The following is a 15,901-nucleotide window of genomic DNA, read 5'->3' as shown; positions in this document are numbered from 1 at the left end:
GGGGATCATGCCTTCTCTGACCTTCGTCTTCGGTACGGGGCGCAGCGGCTCGACGGCGCTGTCACATATCCTCAACGCCCAACCGGACGTGCTGAGCCTGAACGAGTTCATGGCCTCGGTGGGCGACGCGGCCTTCCCGGAAGGAAAGGTGGACGGCGAGGAGTTCCGGCAGACGCTCTTCCGGCCCGCGCCGCATTTCGAGCGGATGATCCGCAGCGGGCTGCCACTGCCGGAGTTCCTCTACACCCGCCACCCCGGCAGGTACTCGGTGCGGACCACCGGCATTCCCGCTCTCTCCCTGATGGTGCTGCCCCACCTCACCGACGACCCGGACGGACTCCTCGACGAACTCGGCGCGGCGGTGGTCCGGTGGCCGGAGCGCACCGCCGCCGAGCACCACCGGGCCCTGTTCGGCCTGCTCTGCGCCCGGTTCGGACGTACCGCCGTCGTGGAGCGCTCCGGCTACTCGACCGGCTGGGCACCGGGACTTCGGGACGCCTTCCCGGACGCGAAGTTCGTGCACATGTTCCGCGACGGCCCGGACTGCGCCTTGTCCATGAGCCGCCATCCCGGATACCGCACGATTTCCCTGCTCCGCGAGATCAAGACCCGCTCCGGCATCGACAGCTTCGCCGACCTGACCCCCGACCACGTCCGCGCGCTGCCCCCGGACCTGGCACCCCTGCTGGACGAACGCTTCGACCCCGCCCTCGTACGCGACCGTCACATCCCCCTGCGGACCTTCGGCACCCTGTGGTCCGAACTCGTCATCGAGGGAACGGAGTTCCTCACCCGGCTCCCCGCCGGCCGGCGCACCACACTCGCTTACGAGAACCTCCTGGACCACCCTGCCGAAGAGCTGACCCGCCTGGCGGAGTTCATCGGCGTGGACCCCCTGCCAGGGTGGCTGCACGCCGCGTCCGGCCTGCTCGACCACAGCCGACGAGGCTCCGCCCGGAGCCTGCCCGCCGCCGAACTCGCCGAGCTGCGAGACAGCTGCGCCCCTGGCACCCATGTCCTGGAGGGCCGACCGGTCCCCTAGTGTCCTGCGCCAGTGGTTGAACTTCACCCCCACCAGCTCCTCCTGGATCAACCAGGTCGAGCGGTGGTTCGGCTTCCTCCCTGACCAGATGATCCGCCGCGGCGCACACAAGAACGTCCAGACCGGACGACGGGAATGTGACGACAGGACCTAGAGGGCGAGTCCGGTGAGGACGAGGACGCGCTCATAGGTGTAGTCGTCCATCGCGAACTTCACGCCCTCGCGGCCCACACCGGACTGCTTGACGCCGCCGTAGGGCATCTGGTCGGCGCGGTAGGAGGGCACGTCGCCGATGACGACGCCGCCGACCTCGAGGGCGCGGTGGGCGCGGAAGGCGACCTGGACGTCGTGCGTGAACACGCCCGCCTGAAGGCCGTACTTGGAGTCGTTGACGGCCGCGAAGGCCTCGGCCTCGCCGTCCACCTTCTGCACGGTGAGGACCGGCCCGAAGACCTCCTCGCAGGAGATCGTGGCGGTCGCCGGTACGTCGGTGAGGACGGTCGGCGCGTACGAGGCGCCGTCCCGCTTGCCGCCGGTGAGAAGACGGGCCCCGGCCTCGACTGCTTCCTCGACCCACGCCTCGACGCGCTTGGCGGCGTCCTCGCTGACCAGCGGGCCGACGTCTGTGGTGTCGTCCGAGGGGTCACCGGTGACCTGGGCTTCGACGGCGGCGACGACGCGCGGCAGCAGACGGTCGTACACGGAGGCGTCGGCGATCACGCGCTGCACGGAGATGCAGGACTGGCCGCCCAGGTAGTTGGAGAAGGTGGCGATGCGGGTGGCGGCCCAGTCGAGGTCCTCGTCGCTCGCGTAGTCGCCGAGCACGACGGCCGCGCCGTTGCCGCCCAGCTCCAGGGTGCAGTGCTTGCGCGGCACCGAGTCCATGATCGCGTAACCGACCTTCTCGGAACCGGTGAAGGAGATGACCGGCAGGCGCTCGTCCCGAACGAGGGCGGCCATGCTGTCGTTGGGGACCGGGAGGATGCTCCAGGAGCCGGCCGGCAGGTCGGTCTCGGCGAGCAGGTCGCCGATGATCAGGCCGGAGAGCGGGGTGGCGGGCGCCGGCTTCAGGATGATCGGCGCGCCGGCGGCGATCGCCGGGGCGACCTTGTGGGCGCACAGGTTGAGCGGGAAGTTGAAGGGCGCGATACCGAGGACGACACCCTTCGGGAACCGGCGGGTGAGCGCGAGCCGCCCCTGACCGCCGAGGTCGGTGTCGAGGCGCTGGGCCTCACCGCCGTTGAACCGGCGGGCCTCCTCGGCGGCGAACCGGAAGACGGAGACGGCCCGGCCGACCTCACCGCGGGCCCACTTGACCGGCTTGCCGTTCTCGGCGGAGATGAGCTGCGCGATCTCCTCGGTGCGCTCGGCCAGGCGCTTGCTGACGTGGTCGAGAGCGGCGGCACGGACGTGGGCCGGGGTGGCGGCGAAGTCCTCGCGGACGGCGTACGCGGCGGCGACCGCCTCCTCGATCTGAGCGTCCGTCGGCACGGCGGCCCTGCCGACGAGGCGGCCGTCCCACGGGGAGGTGACGTCGAAGGTGGCCTCGCCGATGGCCTGGCGGCCAGCGAGCCAGAAGGCGTGGGTGGAAGTCATGAGGGAATCCGGCCCTTCCGCGTTGGGGTGTTCTCGGGTTTCGGGGTCCACGGTAGGGGTGGGGTGGCGGAGGGGTGATTGTCCGAGTCGTAGTGATAGGAGGCGGGGGTGCGCCGAATTGGCCGGGTGGTGGGGGTGCGCGCCCCAGGATTTCGCCACCGCCGCCCCCGCCCGCCCCTTTGTCCCATCACCGGGGGCTCCGCCCCCAGAGCCCCGCTTCGGCCTGAACGGCCTCGTCCTCGAACGCCGGACGGGCTGAAAACGCCGGCGGAGCCCCCAGCGAGGCCCGCACCAGCGCACGGTGCCTGCCGGCGCCTCGGACCTACTCCGCCGTCGTCGCCTTCAGTGCCAGCCACAGCTCCATCCGTACGTCCGGATCGTCCAGTGACCGCCCGAGGATCTCCTCCACCCGCCGCATCCGGTAGCGCAGCGTGTGCCGGTGGACGCCCAGGTCGGCGGCGGCCGCGTCCCACTGTCCGTGGCGGGACAGCCAGGCCCGCAGGGAGGCCACCAGGTCGCCGCGCCCGGTCGCGTCGTGTTCGTGCAGCGCCCGCAGCAGCCCGTCCGCGAACGCCTTCACCGCGTCGTCCGCGAGCAGCGGCAGCACCGATCCGGCCGCGAGCCGCTCGTGCTCGACGAACACCCGCCCTCGTCGCCGCGCCACCGACAGCGCCTGGTCGGCCTGCTTGTACGCGGCGGCGGCCGCGACCGGGCCGACCGGCGCGGACAGGCCCACGACCAGTTCGTCCTCGCTTCCCGGGGTCGCCGGCTCGCGTACCGTGCCGCAGGTCCGCGCCGCCTCCAGCGCCGCCGCGTACTCCCCGCACGCGGCGACGGCGGCGCCACCGTCCGCGGCCAGCACCACGAGCCGTTCTCCCTCTCCCTCGGGCACCACCAGCAGTGCCTCCCCGGCCCGGGCGGCGGCGGACTCCACGACCTCGGCGAGGGCGCCGAGCGGATCGTCACCGGCCTCGGCCTCGGTCAGTGCCAGCACGGCGGCGGAGGGCTTGGCGGGCGGCAGGCCCGCGTGGGCGTCGGCCTGGACCCGGGCGGCGGACGCCGAGGCGTACTCGGCGACGATCATCCGGAAGGGTGCGTCCAGCAGACCCCCGTACAGGTCCCCGGCCACGGCACGCGCGTGGTCCGGCTCCCCGGCGAGCAGCATGCGGAGCACCGCCGCGCCGATCCGCTGCTCGGCCGCGTGCAGGGACCGGGACCGTTCCGTGGTCAGCGTCAACAGGGCGATGGCCGAGTGGACGGCATACCGCTCGGCGGTGCCGAGGGCCGCGGCCGTACCCACCGCGAGCGCCGCCTTCGGCCGTCTGCCCGTGCCGAGGGAGTGCAGCTCGACACGGTCCGCGTTGTCGGGGTCGTCGGGTCCGCCCACCACCGACGAGGCGGGCGCGGGCCGCTCCCGCAGGCGCTCCACGTCTGCGGTGAGCCGGGCGGCACGCCGCCCCGCCCACTCGGGTGCCGTGGCGACCACGGCGCCGGACGCGTCGTAGAGGGCCGCCCATCCGTCGACCTGCGAGGCGAGCGCGGCGAGCAGCCCTTCGGGGCCGTCCGTCAGCGCCTGCCTGGTCAGTTCGCGCTGGGCGGCGAACCCGGCGGTGACCGCCCGGTACTGGTCGGCCGCGATCTCCGCGGACACCGCCTTGCTGATGGCGAGGAAGGGCGTGCGGCGCGGCACCTCGAGGAGCGGCAGCCCTTCCTGCTGCGCCGCGTCGACGAGCGCCTTCGGGATCTCGTCGTAATTGACCCCGACGGCGAAGCCCAGCCCGACGACCCCGGCCCCGGCCAGCCGCTTCACATAGCGGCGCATGGCGTCCGGGTCCTCCGCGTCCAGCTTCAGCGCGGTGATCAGCAGCAGTTCCCCGCCCTCCATGTACGGCACGGGGTCGGCGAGCTCGCTGGCGTGCGCCCAGCGGACAGGCGCGTCCAGGCGGTCCTCGCCCGCCCGCACGGTCAGCTTCAGCGCGGAGTGGTGGACGAGCGACGCGAGCGTGGGGGGCATGAGGCCTTCAGGTCTGCTTCAGGTCTGTGCGATCTTTGTGATCTTTTGGCCGCGTTGTATGAGCGGCCTGTGCCGATTCTGCCTCACCGTACGGTCACCGGGTGACCTCATGCCCATAGATCCTGCTCAGCCGCGCAGATCCACCAGCAGCGGCGGCGCGTGCTCGCCCTTCACGTTGGTCAGCGACAGCACCGCGTGCCCCGGCGGCACCCCGTGCGCCAGCTCGGACGCGGACCACCGCTCCCGCTCGACCTGCCGCACGGTCACCGCCCGCGCGGTCGGCGCCTTTCCGGTGATCACCCGCCGCAGCATGTGCACGGCCTTGCCGGCCGGGGTCTCGGCGATGATCTGCCGGTCGGTGACGTCCCTGGCCTCGATCCACTCCTTGCCCCACACCTCGGCGAAGTCCTGCCCGTCCCAGGGCGTGAGCCCGGACAGTGCCATCCGGCATCCGGTGGCCCCGAGCAGCGGCCCGCGCAGCGGACGCGGTACGTCGTCCAGGGTGCGCAGGGTCAGGACGACCCCGGCGTTGCCGGACCGCAGCCGCTGGATCCCCCGTACGGCCTCGGGCGTCACGACGCCCGTCGCGTCGTCGAGGACCAGGCAGGCGAACAACGACCGGTCCTCCCGCACCGCGACGCTCGCCGTGAACTGCGCGAGCACCAGCCGCGCCAGCATCCGCGAGGCGTCGGCGTGCCCGCGCTCGGGCAGGTCGACGCGCACCCGCACCGGATGGTCGAGGGCTTTGAGCGAGAAGGGCCGTGACTGTCCGGAGGTGTCGAAGAACCCGGCGAAGGCCGGCCGGTCGAGCAGCGCGACACGATCCGCGAGCACGCCTCCCACATCCCCCGGCTGTCCCGTCTGCCGTTCCCGGGCGTCCAGTTCCCGCAGCAGCGACTCCTGCCCGGAGCCCTCCAGCGCCTGCCGCAGAGTGCCGAGCGCCCCGGGCGCGCCGTCGAGCAGCTGCCGCAGCTCCGGTACGGAGGGGAAGCGCCCGTGAACCGCCCGGAACGGCCCGAGCAGCTGGGCGAGGACCGTGGTGGACCGGCGGGTGTCGCCGCCCTGGTGGGGTTCGGCGAGGTCCCCGACGAGGGCTTCGGCGAGCACGGCCGCCGCCTCGTCCGGGTCGGTGGTCCCGCCGTACAGGTCGAGGTCGTACACGGAGTCCTGGTTCCCGATCCGTACGACGACGTCGTAGGCGTCGGCCGGGCCGAGCCCCGCGCCCGCCGCGCCCACCACGACCACGGCGGCCCGCCCGGCGAGCGCGTGCAGGCACAGCGACTCGGCGAGCGGCCGCACCACGGTGCCGGTCTTGCCGGAGCCGGCCGGTCCGACGGCGAGCAGGGAGGTGCCGAGCAGGTCGGGTCCGAGGCCGAGGCCGGCGCCGCGGTAGGCGTACGGGTTGCGGGCGTCGTCGGCCGTGGTGCCGAGGCGCACCTGGCCGGTCACCAGGTCGTGCCGGGCGAGGCGGGCCGGCAGGTCGCGCTCCCGGGAGGGGTGCAGACAGGCGGCGGATCCCTCCTTGAGGACCGCGCCGGTGAAGGCGGCGAAGCTGTGCCGGCCGCTGCGCACGCCCTGCCAGGCGCGGGCGATCCGCGCGTGGTCGACGTCCCGCATCAGCCCTGCGCGGGCCTCGGCGGCGAGCCGCTCGGCGGCGTCGGCGGCGCCGGCGGCGCGCAGCTCGGGCCACTCGGCGGGGTCCTGTTCGGGGGTGAGGGGCCGCTCGGCGGTGGGTACGGCCTGACGCCAGGCGGGCGGGCCGTAGCGGCGCCAGACCTCGCCCCAGCGGCCGAGGCGGCCGACGGCGAGCATGATGCCGAGGGCGATCAGGGTGTAGTAGCCGTACCAGAGGATGGCGTTGCCGACGCGGTCGTTGTTGTGGCGCCAGGAGTCCGGCGTGAAGAGTTCGAGGGGCAGGATCCACCAGCCGCCGAGGTAGCCGTTCCACAGCAGTGACCAGATCAGCCAGCCCACGAGGAAGGCGATGACGGCCCCGCTGAGCAGCTGCCGTGCCGGGATCAGTTCGGGCTCCTCCGCCGGCCGGGGCGTGTGCCCGAGCCGCCACACGCCCGGCGCCGCGTCCGGCCGGGGGGTGCGGAGCCAGGTCAGGAACGCCGACCCGTCCGGCGGCGGCACGGCCGGTGCCGCGGCAGGCCGCGGGGGCATCGCCGGCACCTCCGGAGGCCCCGCCGGACGCGGTACAGGATTCGCATGCGTACCCCGTGTGTCCCGCGACCCGTCGCTGTCCATCGCCCTTGCCCCCTGAGCAGCAGTTCCGTCCACCATCAGCGAGTCAATCTAACGCGCTCCCGGGGGGAGTTCACCGCTTACGCGGCCGGGCCCGAGGTGACCGGCCCGTACTCCTCTATGTCCATGGCGGACAACCGGGCGCGCCGAAAACGCCCACATGGAGCATGCCCACCCCTCCCTTGCCGTCCTAGCCTGCGAGAAAAGAAGACAAGAGTCCGTAAGACCCCCAGGAGCCCCTCATGACCGCACTTCCGCAGGAGCGCCGCGTCGTCACCGCCATTCCCGGCCCGAAGTCGCAGGAGCTGCAGGCCCGCCGCGTCGCCGCGGTCGCGCAGGGCGTGGGTTCCGTGCTGCCCGTGTTCACCGCGCGCGCGGGCGGCGGCATCGTCGAGGACGTCGACGGCAACCGCCTCATCGACTTCGGCTCCGGCATCGCGGTGACCTCCGTGGGCGCCTCCGCCGAGGCCGTCGTACGCCGGGCTTCGGCGCAGCTCGCCGACTTCACCCACACCTGTTTCATGGTCACGCCGTACGAGGGGTACGTCGAGGTCGCCGAGGCGCTCGCCGAGCTGACGCCGGGCGACCACGCCAAGAAGAGCGCCCTGTTCAACTCCGGCGCCGAGGCCGTCGAGAACGCGGTCAAGATCGCCCGCTCCTACACCAAGCGCCAGGCGGTCGTCGTCTTCGACCACGGCTACCACGGCCGTACGAACCTCACGATGGCGCTGACCGCGAAGAACATGCCGTACAAGCACGGCTTCGGCCCGTTCGCACCCGAGGTCTACCGGGTGCCGGTGGCCTACGGCTACCGCTGGCCGACCGGCCCGGAGAACGCGGGCCCCGAGGCCGCCGCGCAGGCCATCGACCAGATCACCAAGCAGGTCGGCCCGGACAACGTGGCCGCGATCATCATCGAGCCGGTGCTCGGCGAGGGCGGCTTCATCGAGCCGGCCAAGGGCTTCCTGCCGGCGATCCGCAAGTTCGCCGCCGACAACGGCATCGTCTTCGTCGCGGACGAGATCCAGTCCGGCTTCTGCCGTACCGGCCAGTGGTTCGCCTGCGAGGACGAGGGCATCGTCCCCGACCTGATCACGACCGCGAAGGGCATCGCGGGCGGTCTCCCGCTCGCCGCCGTCACCGGCCGCGCCGAGATCATGGACGCCGCGCACGCGGGCGGCCTGGGCGGCACCTACGGAGGCAACCCGGTCGCCTGTGCCGGCGCGCTCGGCTCGATCGAGACCATGAAGGAACTCGACCTCAACGCCAGGGCCAGGAACATCGAGGCGATCATGAAGGCCCGCCTCGGGGCCATGGCCGAGAAGTTCGACATCATCGGCGACGTCCGGGGCCGGGGCGCGATGATCGCCATCGAGCTTGTCAAGGACCGCGCCACCAAGGAACCGAACCCGGAGGCGACCGCCGCGCTGGCGAAGGCCTGCCACCAGGAGGGCCTGCTGGTCCTGACCTGTGGCACCTATGGCAACGTGCTGCGCTTCCTGCCGCCGCTGGTGATCGGCGAGGACCTGCTGAACGAGGGCCTCGACATCATCGAGCAGGCGTTCACGCGCATCTGAGCCGGTGGCCCGCGCGTCTGAACGGGTCTGGCGTCGGAGGGTGTGAAGAACGTGTGCGAGGTGCATGGCGGGACGCGATTCGGCCTGTCTTACCCCCACCCCCTGCCGTAGGTTCTTACCAGATGAGAGATACACCCCGCCCGCAGGGGACTGCGGGCGACAACAGGTCGGGGCCTCCCCAGCTCCGGTCTGGTCGTGCCCTCGCGCACACAGACGGAGCCTCTGGCTCCGGATCTCCTCACCGATCGGACAGTCGCCCGCCCCAAACCCCCCGGGGCGGCCGGCCATCCGATCAGGACGGCCGCCCCGGAATCACCCCCCCTGTTCCGGGGCGGCCGACCTCCTTCCTCCTTCTCGGCCTTCCGGCCCTCCTCTTCGCGCTGATCACCTGGCAGGTCGTCGCCGACGGCCCCCTCATGCGCGCGGACGAGCGCCTCAGCCGCGCGCTGGTCCACCCGGACCGCCCCTCCGGACTCCTCGCCGATCTCGGCAGTGTCCATGTCGCGGTGCCGGTCCTCGCGGTCGTGCTGGCGTACGTGACCTGGCGGGCCCTTCGCAGTGGGACGAACCGCTGGTGGTTGCCGGCCCTGGCGGCGGCCGTTCTCATGGCCCTCGTCCCTGCCTGGGTCATCCCCCTCAAGGAACTGACCGACCGCCCGGGACCCCCGGTCAACCCTCCCGGCAGCACCCGCTTCTACCCCTCCGGTCACACTGCGACCGCCGCCGTGGCCTACGGAGCCGCGACCCTGCTCCTCCTGCCCTGGCTGCGTGCCGCGTCCGCCCGCCTCGCGCTCCTCGCCGCCTGCGTCGCCGTGAACGCGGGCGTCGGCTTCGGCCTGATCCGGCGCGGCTACCACTGGCCCCTCGACGTCGTGGCGAGTTGGTGCCTGTGTGCGGTGCTGCTGACCGGGCTGGCGATGTTCCTCAGCCGAAGCAGCCGCCGAACCTCCGCCGGAGCTCCCGGCTCCCCGTAACGGTCCCAGCTGACCGACCACGTCATCAGCGGCGCAGGGCGGGCCAGGTGCCGTGAGTGGCGTACGAGCCGCAGTTCGTCGTCTTCGTCAGACGGTCCGGGGTCTTGGTGACCTCGGACGGGGCGACGTAGCCGTTGCCCGCGTTCGTGGAGGCCGGCATGGCGACCGCCATCTGCATACACTCCCGCGCGCGGGTCCTGGCCGCCCCACTTGCCGGTCCCGCAGTACTCCGGTCGCCAATACCTCCGACCGCTACCTGCCGTCATCCGTCGCCAGATCCGCCGCGGCCTCGTGCATGGCGAGTTCGAGCAGTGCCGGATCGGTGAGGGTGCCGGAGCCGTCCGGCGGGACCAGCCAGCGGACCCCGCCGGACGAGCGTCCCGGGTGCGGCACGGCGATCCGGGTGCCGCGCCCGGCCGTACGGATGCCGGTGCCGACCCAGTGCGCCGCGGTGCCCGGCGGCACGAGGAATCCCGTCCGCGCGTCGCCCAGGTCGACCAGCACCGGGCCCGGTCGGCCGAGGATGCGGGTGAGGACGTCGAGCGTGGCACGGCCGAGCTCGCCGGGCAGGATCAGCACGTCCCAGGCCCTGCCGGCGGGCAGCAGCGCGATTCCCCGGGGGTCGCGCTCCCACTCCCGGCGGCAGGCCTCGGGGTCCGGCGCGACGGACACCAGCCACTCGACCGCCGTTTTCGCCCCAGCCATCATGAGACCCCCCGTGTTCCGTCGTGGACGCGTGTCGCGTCACGAGAGAGGGAGGTCTCCTGCCGGGCATTACGCGGGTTCCGGCAACCCGTTGGAGTGAACCGGCACACGCTCAGCTGTCGAAGCCGAGCCCCAGTCTGTCCATCGTCCGCAGCCACAGGTTGCGCCGGCCGCCGTGCGCGTCGGCACGGGCCAGCGACCACTTGGTGAGGGCGATGCCGGTCCAGGCGAAGGGCTCCGGCGGGAAGGGCAGGGGCTTCCTGCGGACCATCTCCAGCTCGGTGCGCTCCGTTCGCTCCCCCGCCAGCAGGTCCAGCATCACGTCGGCGCCGAACCGGGTGGCGCCCACGCCCAGGCCCGTGTAGCCGGCCGCGTACGCCACCCTGCCGTGGTGCGCGGTGCCGAAGAACGCCGAGAAGCGCGAGCAGGTGTCGATCGCGCCGCCCCATGCGTGGGTGAAGCGGATGCCCTCCAGCTGCGGGAAGCAGGTGAAGAAGTGCCCGGCGAGCTTGGCGTACGTCTCCGGCCGGTTGTCGTACTCGGCGCGCACCCGGCCGCCGTACGGGTAGATGGCGTCGTAGCCGCCCCAGAGGACGCGGTTGTCGGCGGAGAGCCGGAAGTAGTGGAACTGGTTCGCCGAGTCCCCGAGGCCCTGGCGGTTCTTCCAGCCGACCGACGCCAGCTGGTCGGCGGTCAGCGGCTCCGTCATCAGCGCGTAGTCGTAGACCGGGACCGTGTAGGCGCGGACCCGCCGGACCAGGTTCGGGAAGATGTTCGTGCCGAGCGCCACCCTGCGGGCGCGGACCTGGCCGTACGGGGTGCCCACGGCCATACCGGCACCGTACGGCTTCAGGGTGAGGGCGGGGGTGTGCTCGTAGATCCGGACGCCGAGGCTGAGGCAGGCGCGCTTGAGGCCCCAGGCGAGTTTGGCGGGGTTGAGCATGGCCACGCCCCGGCGGTCGTGGAGGCCGGCCAGGAAGGTCGGCGAGTCGACCTGCTCCCGGACCGCGTCGGCGTCGAGGAACTCGGTGCCGTCGGCGAGGCCGTGGCGCTCCATCTCGGCGTACCAGTCGCGCAGTTCCTCGGCCTGATGGGGTTCGGTCGCTACGTCGATCTCGCCGGTGCGCTCGAAGTCGCAGTCCAGGGAGTGCCGGGCGACCGCCTTCTCGATCTCGTCGAGGTTGCGGGCGCCCAGCTCCTCAAGCCTGTGGATCTCGTCGGGCCAGCGGGTGAGGCCGTTGGGCAGGCCGTGGGTGAGGGAGGCGGCGCAGAAGCCGCCGTTGCGGCCCGAGGCGGCCCAGCCCGCCTCGCGGCCTTCGAGCAGAACCACATCCCGCTGCGGGTCGCGCTCCTTGGCGTTCAGCGCGGTCCACAGTCCGCTGTAGCCGCCGCCTACGACCAGCAGGTCGCAGGTCTCGGCGCCGGTGAGGGCGGGCTCGGGACGGGGCTTGCCCGGGTCATCCAGCCAGTACGGGACCGGCTGGGCTTCGGAAAGAGATTTCGTCCAACGGTTCATGGCGCTTGGGGCCATGATGTCAACTCCCCACAGGATTCTTGCGGTTATGCCTTTTGCCGGTTACGGCGATTGCCGACGACCATCGAGGCCAGGACGAGCAGCACGGCGACGAGGAACATGGCCGTACCGATGACGTTGATCTGAACGGGCGTCCCGCGCTGTGCCGATCCCCAGACGAACATGGGGAAGGTGACCGTCGAACCCGCGTTGAAGTTGGTGATGATGAAATCGTCGAAGGAGAGCGCGAAGGCGAGCAGCGCGCCCGCGGCGATTCCCGGTGCCGCGATCGGCAGGGTGACGCGGACGAAGGTCTGGAAGGGGCCGGCGTACAGGTCCTGGGCGGCCTGCTCCAGCCTCGGGTCCATCGACATGACGCGCGCCTTGACGGCGGTCACGACGAAGCTGAGGCAGAACATGATGTGGGCGATGAGGATCGTCCAGAAGCCGAGCTGAGCACCCAGGTTGAGGAACAGGGTGAGCAGCGAGGCCGCCATCACGACCTCGGGCATCGCCATAGGCATGAAGATCAGCGAGTTCACGGCGCCGCGTGCGCGGAAGCGGTAGCGGACCAGCGCGAAGGCGATCATCGTGCCGAGGACGGTGGCGCCGACCGTCGCCCAGAGGGCGATCTGCAGGCTGACCGACAGCGAGCCGCACATGTCGGCGACGCCGCACGGGTCCTTCCAGGCGTCCGTGGAGAACTGCTGCCATTCGTAGTTGAAGCGCCCCTTCGGTTTGTTGAAGGAGAACACCGTCACGACGACGTTCGGCAGGATGAGAAATCCGAGCGTCAGCAGTCCCGCGATGACGACGAGATTGCGCTTGAGCCAGTTGACGAAGGCCATTTAAACCAGATCCTCCGTGCCGGACTTGCGGATGTAGACCGTGACCATGACGAGGATCGCGGCCATCAGGATGAAGGAGAGGGCCGCGGCCGTCGGGTAGTCCAGAATCCGCAGGAACTGCGACTGGATGACGTTGCCGACCATGCGCGTGTCGGTGGAGCCGAGCAGGTCCGCGTTGACGTAGTCACCGGCCGCCGGGATGAAGGTCAGCAGCGTGCCGGAGACAACGCCCGGCATCGAGAGCGGGAAGGTGACCTTGCGGAACGTCGTGACCGGCTTGGCGTACAGGTCGCCCGCCGCCTCGTGGAGCCGTCCGTCGATGCGCTCCAGCGAGGTGTAGAGCGGCAGGACCATGAACGGCAGGAAGTTGTACGTCAGACCGCAGATCACGGCCAGCGGCGTGGCCAGGACGCGGTCGCCGGAGGTCATGCCGAGCCAGCTGGTGACGTCCAGGACGTGCAGCGTGTTGAGGGCGCCGACGACCGGGCCGCCGTCCGCGAGGATCGTCTTCCAGGCGAGCGTGCGGATCAGGAAGCTGGTGAAGAACGGCGCGATCACCAGGATCATGATCAGGTTGCGCCAGCGGCCCGCGCGGAACGCGATCAGGTACGCCAGCGGGTAGCCGAGTATCAGGCACAGGACCGTCGCCGAGCCCGCGTAGAGCACCGAGCGCAGGAACTGCGGCCAGTACTCGGCCAGGGCGTCCCAGTAGGTGGCGAGGTGCCAGGTGACCTTGTAGCCCTCCTCCAGGGAGCCCGTCTGCACGGACGTGGAGGCCTGGTAGATCATCGGCAGCGCGAAGAAGACCAGCAGCCACAGGATGCCGGGCAGCAGCAGCCAGTACGGGACGAGGCGGCCTCGTCTGCGCGGCGGCTTCTTCTCGGGGGCCGTCGGGGAGAGAGGCGGCGGCGCCTCGGTGAGGGTCGCCATCAGACCGCCGCCCCTTCATCGATGCCGGCGGAGCCCGTCGTCCCGGCAAGCAGGGACTGCGCCGCGTCGAGACCGAAGGTGTGGGCCGGGTTCCAGTGCAGGACGACCTCGGCACCGGGTACGAGCCGGCCGTCGCGGTCGATGTTCTGGGCATAGACCTCGAACTCGGGGCAGACCGGGCTGTCGATGACGTACTGCGTGGAGACGCCGATGAAGCTGGAGTCGGCGATCTTGCCGGTGATCCGGTTGCGGCCCTCGGGGATCTCGCCCGCCTCGTCGGCGTGGGTGAGGGAGATCTTCTCCGGGCGGACGCCGACCAGCACCTTGCCGCCGGGAGTCGTCGGCGCGGAACAGCGCGCCTCGGGCAGCACGAGCTTGCCGCCGCCCGCCTTGAGGACGATGTCGCCGTTGCTCTTGGAGTCGACCTCGGCCTCGATCAGGTTCGAGGTGCCGAGGAAGTTGGCGACGAACGTGGTCTGCGGGTTCTCGTAGAGGTCGGCCGGGGAGCCGAGCTGTTCGACGCGTCCCGCGTTCATCACGGCGACCGTGTCGGCCATCGTCATGGCCTCCTCCTGGTCGTGCGTGACGTGGACGAAGGTGATGCCGACCTCGGTCTGGATGCGCTTGAGCTCCAGCTGCATCTGGCGGCGCAGTTTGAGGTCGAGGGCGCCGAGGGGCTCGTCGAGGAGGAGCACCTTGGGGTGGTTGATCAGGGCGCGGGCCACCGCCACACGCTGTTGCTGGCCGCCGGAGAGCTGGTGGGGTTTCTTGCGGGTCTGCTCGCCGAGCTGCACCAGGTCGAGCATCTCCTCGACCTGCTTCTTCACCGACTTGATGCCGCGCCGGCGCAGGCCGAAGGCGACGTTCTCGAAGATGTCGAGGTGCGGGAAGAGGGCGTACGACTGGAAGACGGTGTTCACCGGCCGCTTGTAGGGCGGCAGGTTCGTCACCTCCTGGTCGCCGAGGAAGACGGTGCCGGAGGAAGGTTCCTCCAGGCCCGCGATCATGCGCAGGGTGGTGGTCTTGCCGCAGCCCGAGGCGCCGAGCAGCGCGAAGAAGGAGCCCTGCGGCACGGTCAGGTGCAGCGGGTGTACGGCGGTGAAGGAGCCGTACGTCTTGCTGATGCCCGAGAGGCGGACGTCGCCGCTGTGGTCGGTCTTGTTCGTCACGGTGATCACGCCCCAGTCAGCTTCGCGAACTTCAATTCAAAGGCCGTCTCGTCCTTCGAGCTCAGTGAGCGGAAGGCGTGGGACTTCTCGGCCATGGCCTTGTCGGGGATGATCAGCGGGTTGTTCGCCGCATCCTTGTCGATCTTCTCCAGCTCGGGCTTCACACCGTCGACCGGACACACGTAGTTGATGTAGGCGGCGAGCTCGGCGGCCGGCTGCGGCTCGTAGTAGTAGTCGATGAGCCGTTCGGCGTTCGTCTTGTGACGGGCCTTGTTGGGGATCAGCATGTTGTCGGTCGACGTCATGTACCCGCTGTCCGGGATCAGGAAGTCGATGTCCGGGCTGTCCGCCTTGAGCTGTACGACGTCACCGGCCCAGGCTATGCAGGCGGCGAAGTCGCCGCTGGTCAGGTCGGAGGTGTAGTCGTTGCCCGTGAAGCGGCGGATCTGGCCCCCGTCGACGGCCTTCTGCAGACGGGCGATCGCCGCGTCGTAGTCGTCGGCGGTGAAGTTCGCCGGGTCCTTGCCCATGTCGAGCAGCGTCATGCCGATGCTGTCCCGCATCTCCGACAGGAAGCCGACGCGCCCCTTGAGCCTGGGGTTGTCGAGGAGGTCGGACACCGACCTCACCTCGACGCCGTCGAGCGCCTTCTTGTTGTAGGCGATGACCGTCGAGATGCCCTGCCAGACGTACGAGTAGGCGCGGCCCGGGTCCCAGTCGGGGTCGCGGAACTGCGAGGACAGGTTGGCGTAGGCGTTCGGCAGGTTGGACGCGTCCAGCTTCTGCACCCAGCCCAGCCGGATCAGGCGGGCCGCGAGCCAGTCGGTGAGGACGATGATGTCGCGGCCGGTGTCCTGGCCCGCCGCGAGCTGCGGCTTGATCTTGCCGAAGAACTCGACGTTGTCGTTGATGTCCTCGGTGTACTTGACCTTGATTCCGGTCCGCTTGGTGAAGGCGTCGAGCGTGGGGTGGTGCTTCTCGCTCTCGTCCACGTCCATGTACTCGGTCCAGTTGGAGAAGTTGACTGTCTTCTCCTGCGCCGAGCGGTCGTCTGCGGAGACGCCGCCCTCGGTGTTGCCCGCCGCGGGGATGCCGCAGGCGCTCAGCGCCCCGAGTCCGCCGACCGCGAGCGCACCGCCCGCGGAGGCGCGCAGCAGCGAACGACGGGTGAGGGAAGCCCTGCCGTTGCGGAAGCTGCGCCGCATGGCGGCCACCTGGGCCGGGGACAGGCGGTCGGGCTCGTACTGCTCCATGCGCTTGGTGCCCTTTCGGGAGGGATGAGTTGG

14 protein-coding genes are annotated in these 15,901 nt (G+C 71.0%); 4 read left to right on the top strand and 10 right to left on the bottom strand.

The features are described from left to right. The first annotated feature begins 7 nt into the window (after nt 1–7). Both ACZ562_RS30465 and ACZ562_RS30460 read left to right on the top strand, forming a co-directional pair. A complete protein-coding gene (locus ACZ562_RS30465; RefSeq protein WP_471185586.1) occupies nt 8–1,042 on the top strand; it encodes a sulfotransferase in 1,035 nt (344 codons plus the stop codon). Nucleotides 1,043–1,058: 16 nt separating this feature from the next. Beyond that, nucleotides 1,059–1,196: a hypothetical protein gene (locus ACZ562_RS30460; protein WP_471185583.1), complete on the top strand. Its 138-nt coding sequence runs from the start codon at nt 1,059–1,061 to the stop codon at nt 1,194–1,196. Here ACZ562_RS30460 and ACZ562_RS30455 read toward each other — a convergent pair. The 3 genes from ACZ562_RS30455 to ACZ562_RS30445 form a co-directional block, all read right to left on the bottom strand. Continuing rightward, nucleotides 1,193–2,638 carry an aldehyde dehydrogenase family protein gene (locus ACZ562_RS30455; protein WP_471185581.1) on the bottom strand — a complete coding sequence of 482 codons (1,446 nt, stop codon included), beginning with the start codon at nt 2,636–2,638 and terminating at the stop codon, nt 1,193–1,195. The two genes, ACZ562_RS30460 and ACZ562_RS30455, sit on opposite strands and share 4 nt — an antisense overlap. A 322-nt stretch (nt 2,639–2,960) precedes the next feature. After that, on the bottom strand, nt 2,961–4,652 hold the full coding sequence (locus ACZ562_RS30450; protein ID WP_471185579.1) for a PucR family transcriptional regulator: 1,692 nt from the start codon (nt 4,650–4,652) through the stop codon (nt 2,961–2,963). A gap of 126 nt (nt 4,653–4,778) precedes the next feature. Next, the gene (locus tag ACZ562_RS30445; RefSeq protein ID WP_471185577.1) at nt 4,779–6,902 is read right to left on the bottom strand and encodes an ATP-binding protein; all 2,124 of its coding nucleotides are present in this window, start codon (nt 6,900–6,902) and stop codon (nt 4,779–4,781) included. 239 nt (nt 6,903–7,141) lie between these two features. Here ACZ562_RS30445 and gabT point away from each other — a divergent pair, with 239 nt between their 5' ends. Both gabT and ACZ562_RS30435 read left to right on the top strand, forming a co-directional pair. Next, nucleotides 7,142–8,476: a 4-aminobutyrate--2-oxoglutarate transaminase gene (gene gabT / locus ACZ562_RS30440; protein ID WP_471185574.1), complete on the top strand. Its 1,335-nt coding sequence runs from the start codon at nt 7,142–7,144 to the stop codon at nt 8,474–8,476. A gap of 122 nt (nt 8,477–8,598) precedes the next feature. Next, nucleotides 8,599–9,450 carry a phosphatase PAP2 family protein gene (locus tag ACZ562_RS30435; protein WP_471185572.1) on the top strand — a complete coding sequence of 284 codons (852 nt, stop codon included), beginning with the start codon at nt 8,599–8,601 and terminating at the stop codon, nt 9,448–9,450. 25 nt (nt 9,451–9,475) lie between these two features. On the opposite strand, the gene ACZ562_RS30430 is transcribed toward ACZ562_RS30435, so the two are convergent. From ACZ562_RS30430 to ACZ562_RS30400, 7 genes are all read right to left on the bottom strand, one after another. Next, nucleotides 9,476–9,622: a hypothetical protein gene (locus ACZ562_RS30430; RefSeq protein ID WP_471185570.1), complete on the bottom strand. Its 147-nt coding sequence runs from the start codon at nt 9,620–9,622 to the stop codon at nt 9,476–9,478. A gap of 80 nt (nt 9,623–9,702) precedes the next feature. Beyond that, complete coding sequence (locus ACZ562_RS30425; protein ID WP_471185684.1) at nt 9,703–10,155, bottom strand: bifunctional DNA primase/polymerase; 453 nt, start codon at nt 10,153–10,155, stop codon at nt 9,703–9,705. Nucleotides 10,156–10,267: 112 nt separating this feature from the next. Then, complete coding sequence (locus ACZ562_RS30420) at nt 10,268–11,686, bottom strand: NAD(P)/FAD-dependent oxidoreductase (protein ID WP_471185568.1); 1,419 nt, start codon at nt 11,684–11,686, stop codon at nt 10,268–10,270. Nucleotides 11,687–11,715: 29 nt separating this feature from the next. Then, complete coding sequence (locus ACZ562_RS30415; protein WP_471185565.1) at nt 11,716–12,516, bottom strand: ABC transporter permease; 801 nt, start codon at nt 12,514–12,516, stop codon at nt 11,716–11,718. Next, nucleotides 12,517–13,446, bottom strand: a complete 930-nt coding sequence (locus ACZ562_RS30410) for an ABC transporter permease (protein WP_471185563.1) — start codon at nt 13,444–13,446, stop codon at nt 12,517–12,519. It abuts the gene before it with no gap. Continuing rightward, nucleotides 13,446–14,624 (bottom strand): ABC transporter ATP-binding protein, encoded by a 1,179-nt coding sequence (locus ACZ562_RS30405; RefSeq protein ID WP_471185561.1) that lies wholly within the window; start codon nt 14,622–14,624, stop codon nt 13,446–13,448. Before ACZ562_RS30405 ends, ACZ562_RS30410 begins: the two co-directional genes overlap by 1 nt. Then, nucleotides 14,621–15,868 carry a polyamine ABC transporter substrate-binding protein gene (locus ACZ562_RS30400; protein ID WP_471185558.1) on the bottom strand — a complete coding sequence of 416 codons (1,248 nt, stop codon included), beginning with the start codon at nt 15,866–15,868 and terminating at the stop codon, nt 14,621–14,623. Before ACZ562_RS30400 ends, ACZ562_RS30405 begins: the two co-directional genes overlap by 4 nt. Nucleotides 15,869–15,901: the final 33 nt, after the last annotated feature.

It is taken from the genome of Streptomyces sp. NPDC040410 (assembly GCF_055595715.1).
The sequence above is the reverse complement of the archived record's forward strand: the minus strand, read 5'-3'. Positions and strand labels throughout refer to the sequence as shown.

What these genes read in the sequence shown, in the direction of transcription:
- ACZ562_RS30465 (WP_471185586.1), top strand. Translation starts at nt 8, where the DNA reads ATGCCTTCTCTGACCTTCGTCTTCGGTACGGGGCGCAGCGGCTCGACG.
- ACZ562_RS30455 (WP_471185581.1), bottom strand. Translation starts at nt 2,638, where the DNA reads ATGACTTCCACCCACGCCTTCTGGCTCGCTGGCCGCCAGGCCATCGGC.
- ACZ562_RS30450 (WP_471185579.1), bottom strand. Translation starts at nt 4,652, where the DNA reads ATGCCCCCCACGCTCGCGTCGCTCGTCCACCACTCCGCGCTGAAGCTG.
- ACZ562_RS30445 (WP_471185577.1), bottom strand. Translation starts at nt 6,902, where the DNA reads ATGGACAGCGACGGGTCGCGGGACACACGGGGTACGCATGCGAATCCT.
- gabT (WP_471185574.1), top strand. Translation starts at nt 7,142, where the DNA reads ATGACCGCACTTCCGCAGGAGCGCCGCGTCGTCACCGCCATTCCCGGC.
- ACZ562_RS30435 (WP_471185572.1), top strand. Translation starts at nt 8,599, where the DNA reads ATGAGAGATACACCCCGCCCGCAGGGGACTGCGGGCGACAACAGGTCG.
- ACZ562_RS30430 (WP_471185570.1), bottom strand. Translation starts at nt 9,622, where the DNA reads ATGGCGGTCGCCATGCCGGCCTCCACGAACGCGGGCAACGGCTACGTC.
- ACZ562_RS30425 (WP_471185684.1), bottom strand. Translation starts at nt 10,155, where the DNA reads ATGGCTGGGGCGAAAACGGCGGTCGAGTGGCTGGTGTCCGTCGCGCCG.
- ACZ562_RS30420 (WP_471185568.1), bottom strand. Translation starts at nt 11,686, where the DNA reads ATGGCCCCAAGCGCCATGAACCGTTGGACGAAATCTCTTTCCGAAGCC.
- ACZ562_RS30415 (WP_471185565.1), bottom strand. Translation starts at nt 12,516, where the DNA reads ATGGCCTTCGTCAACTGGCTCAAGCGCAATCTCGTCGTCATCGCGGGA.
- ACZ562_RS30410 (WP_471185563.1), bottom strand. Translation starts at nt 13,446, where the DNA reads ATGGCGACCCTCACCGAGGCGCCGCCGCCTCTCTCCCCGACGGCCCCC.
- ACZ562_RS30400 (WP_471185558.1), bottom strand. Translation starts at nt 15,868, where the DNA reads ATGGAGCAGTACGAGCCCGACCGCCTGTCCCCGGCCCAGGTGGCCGCC.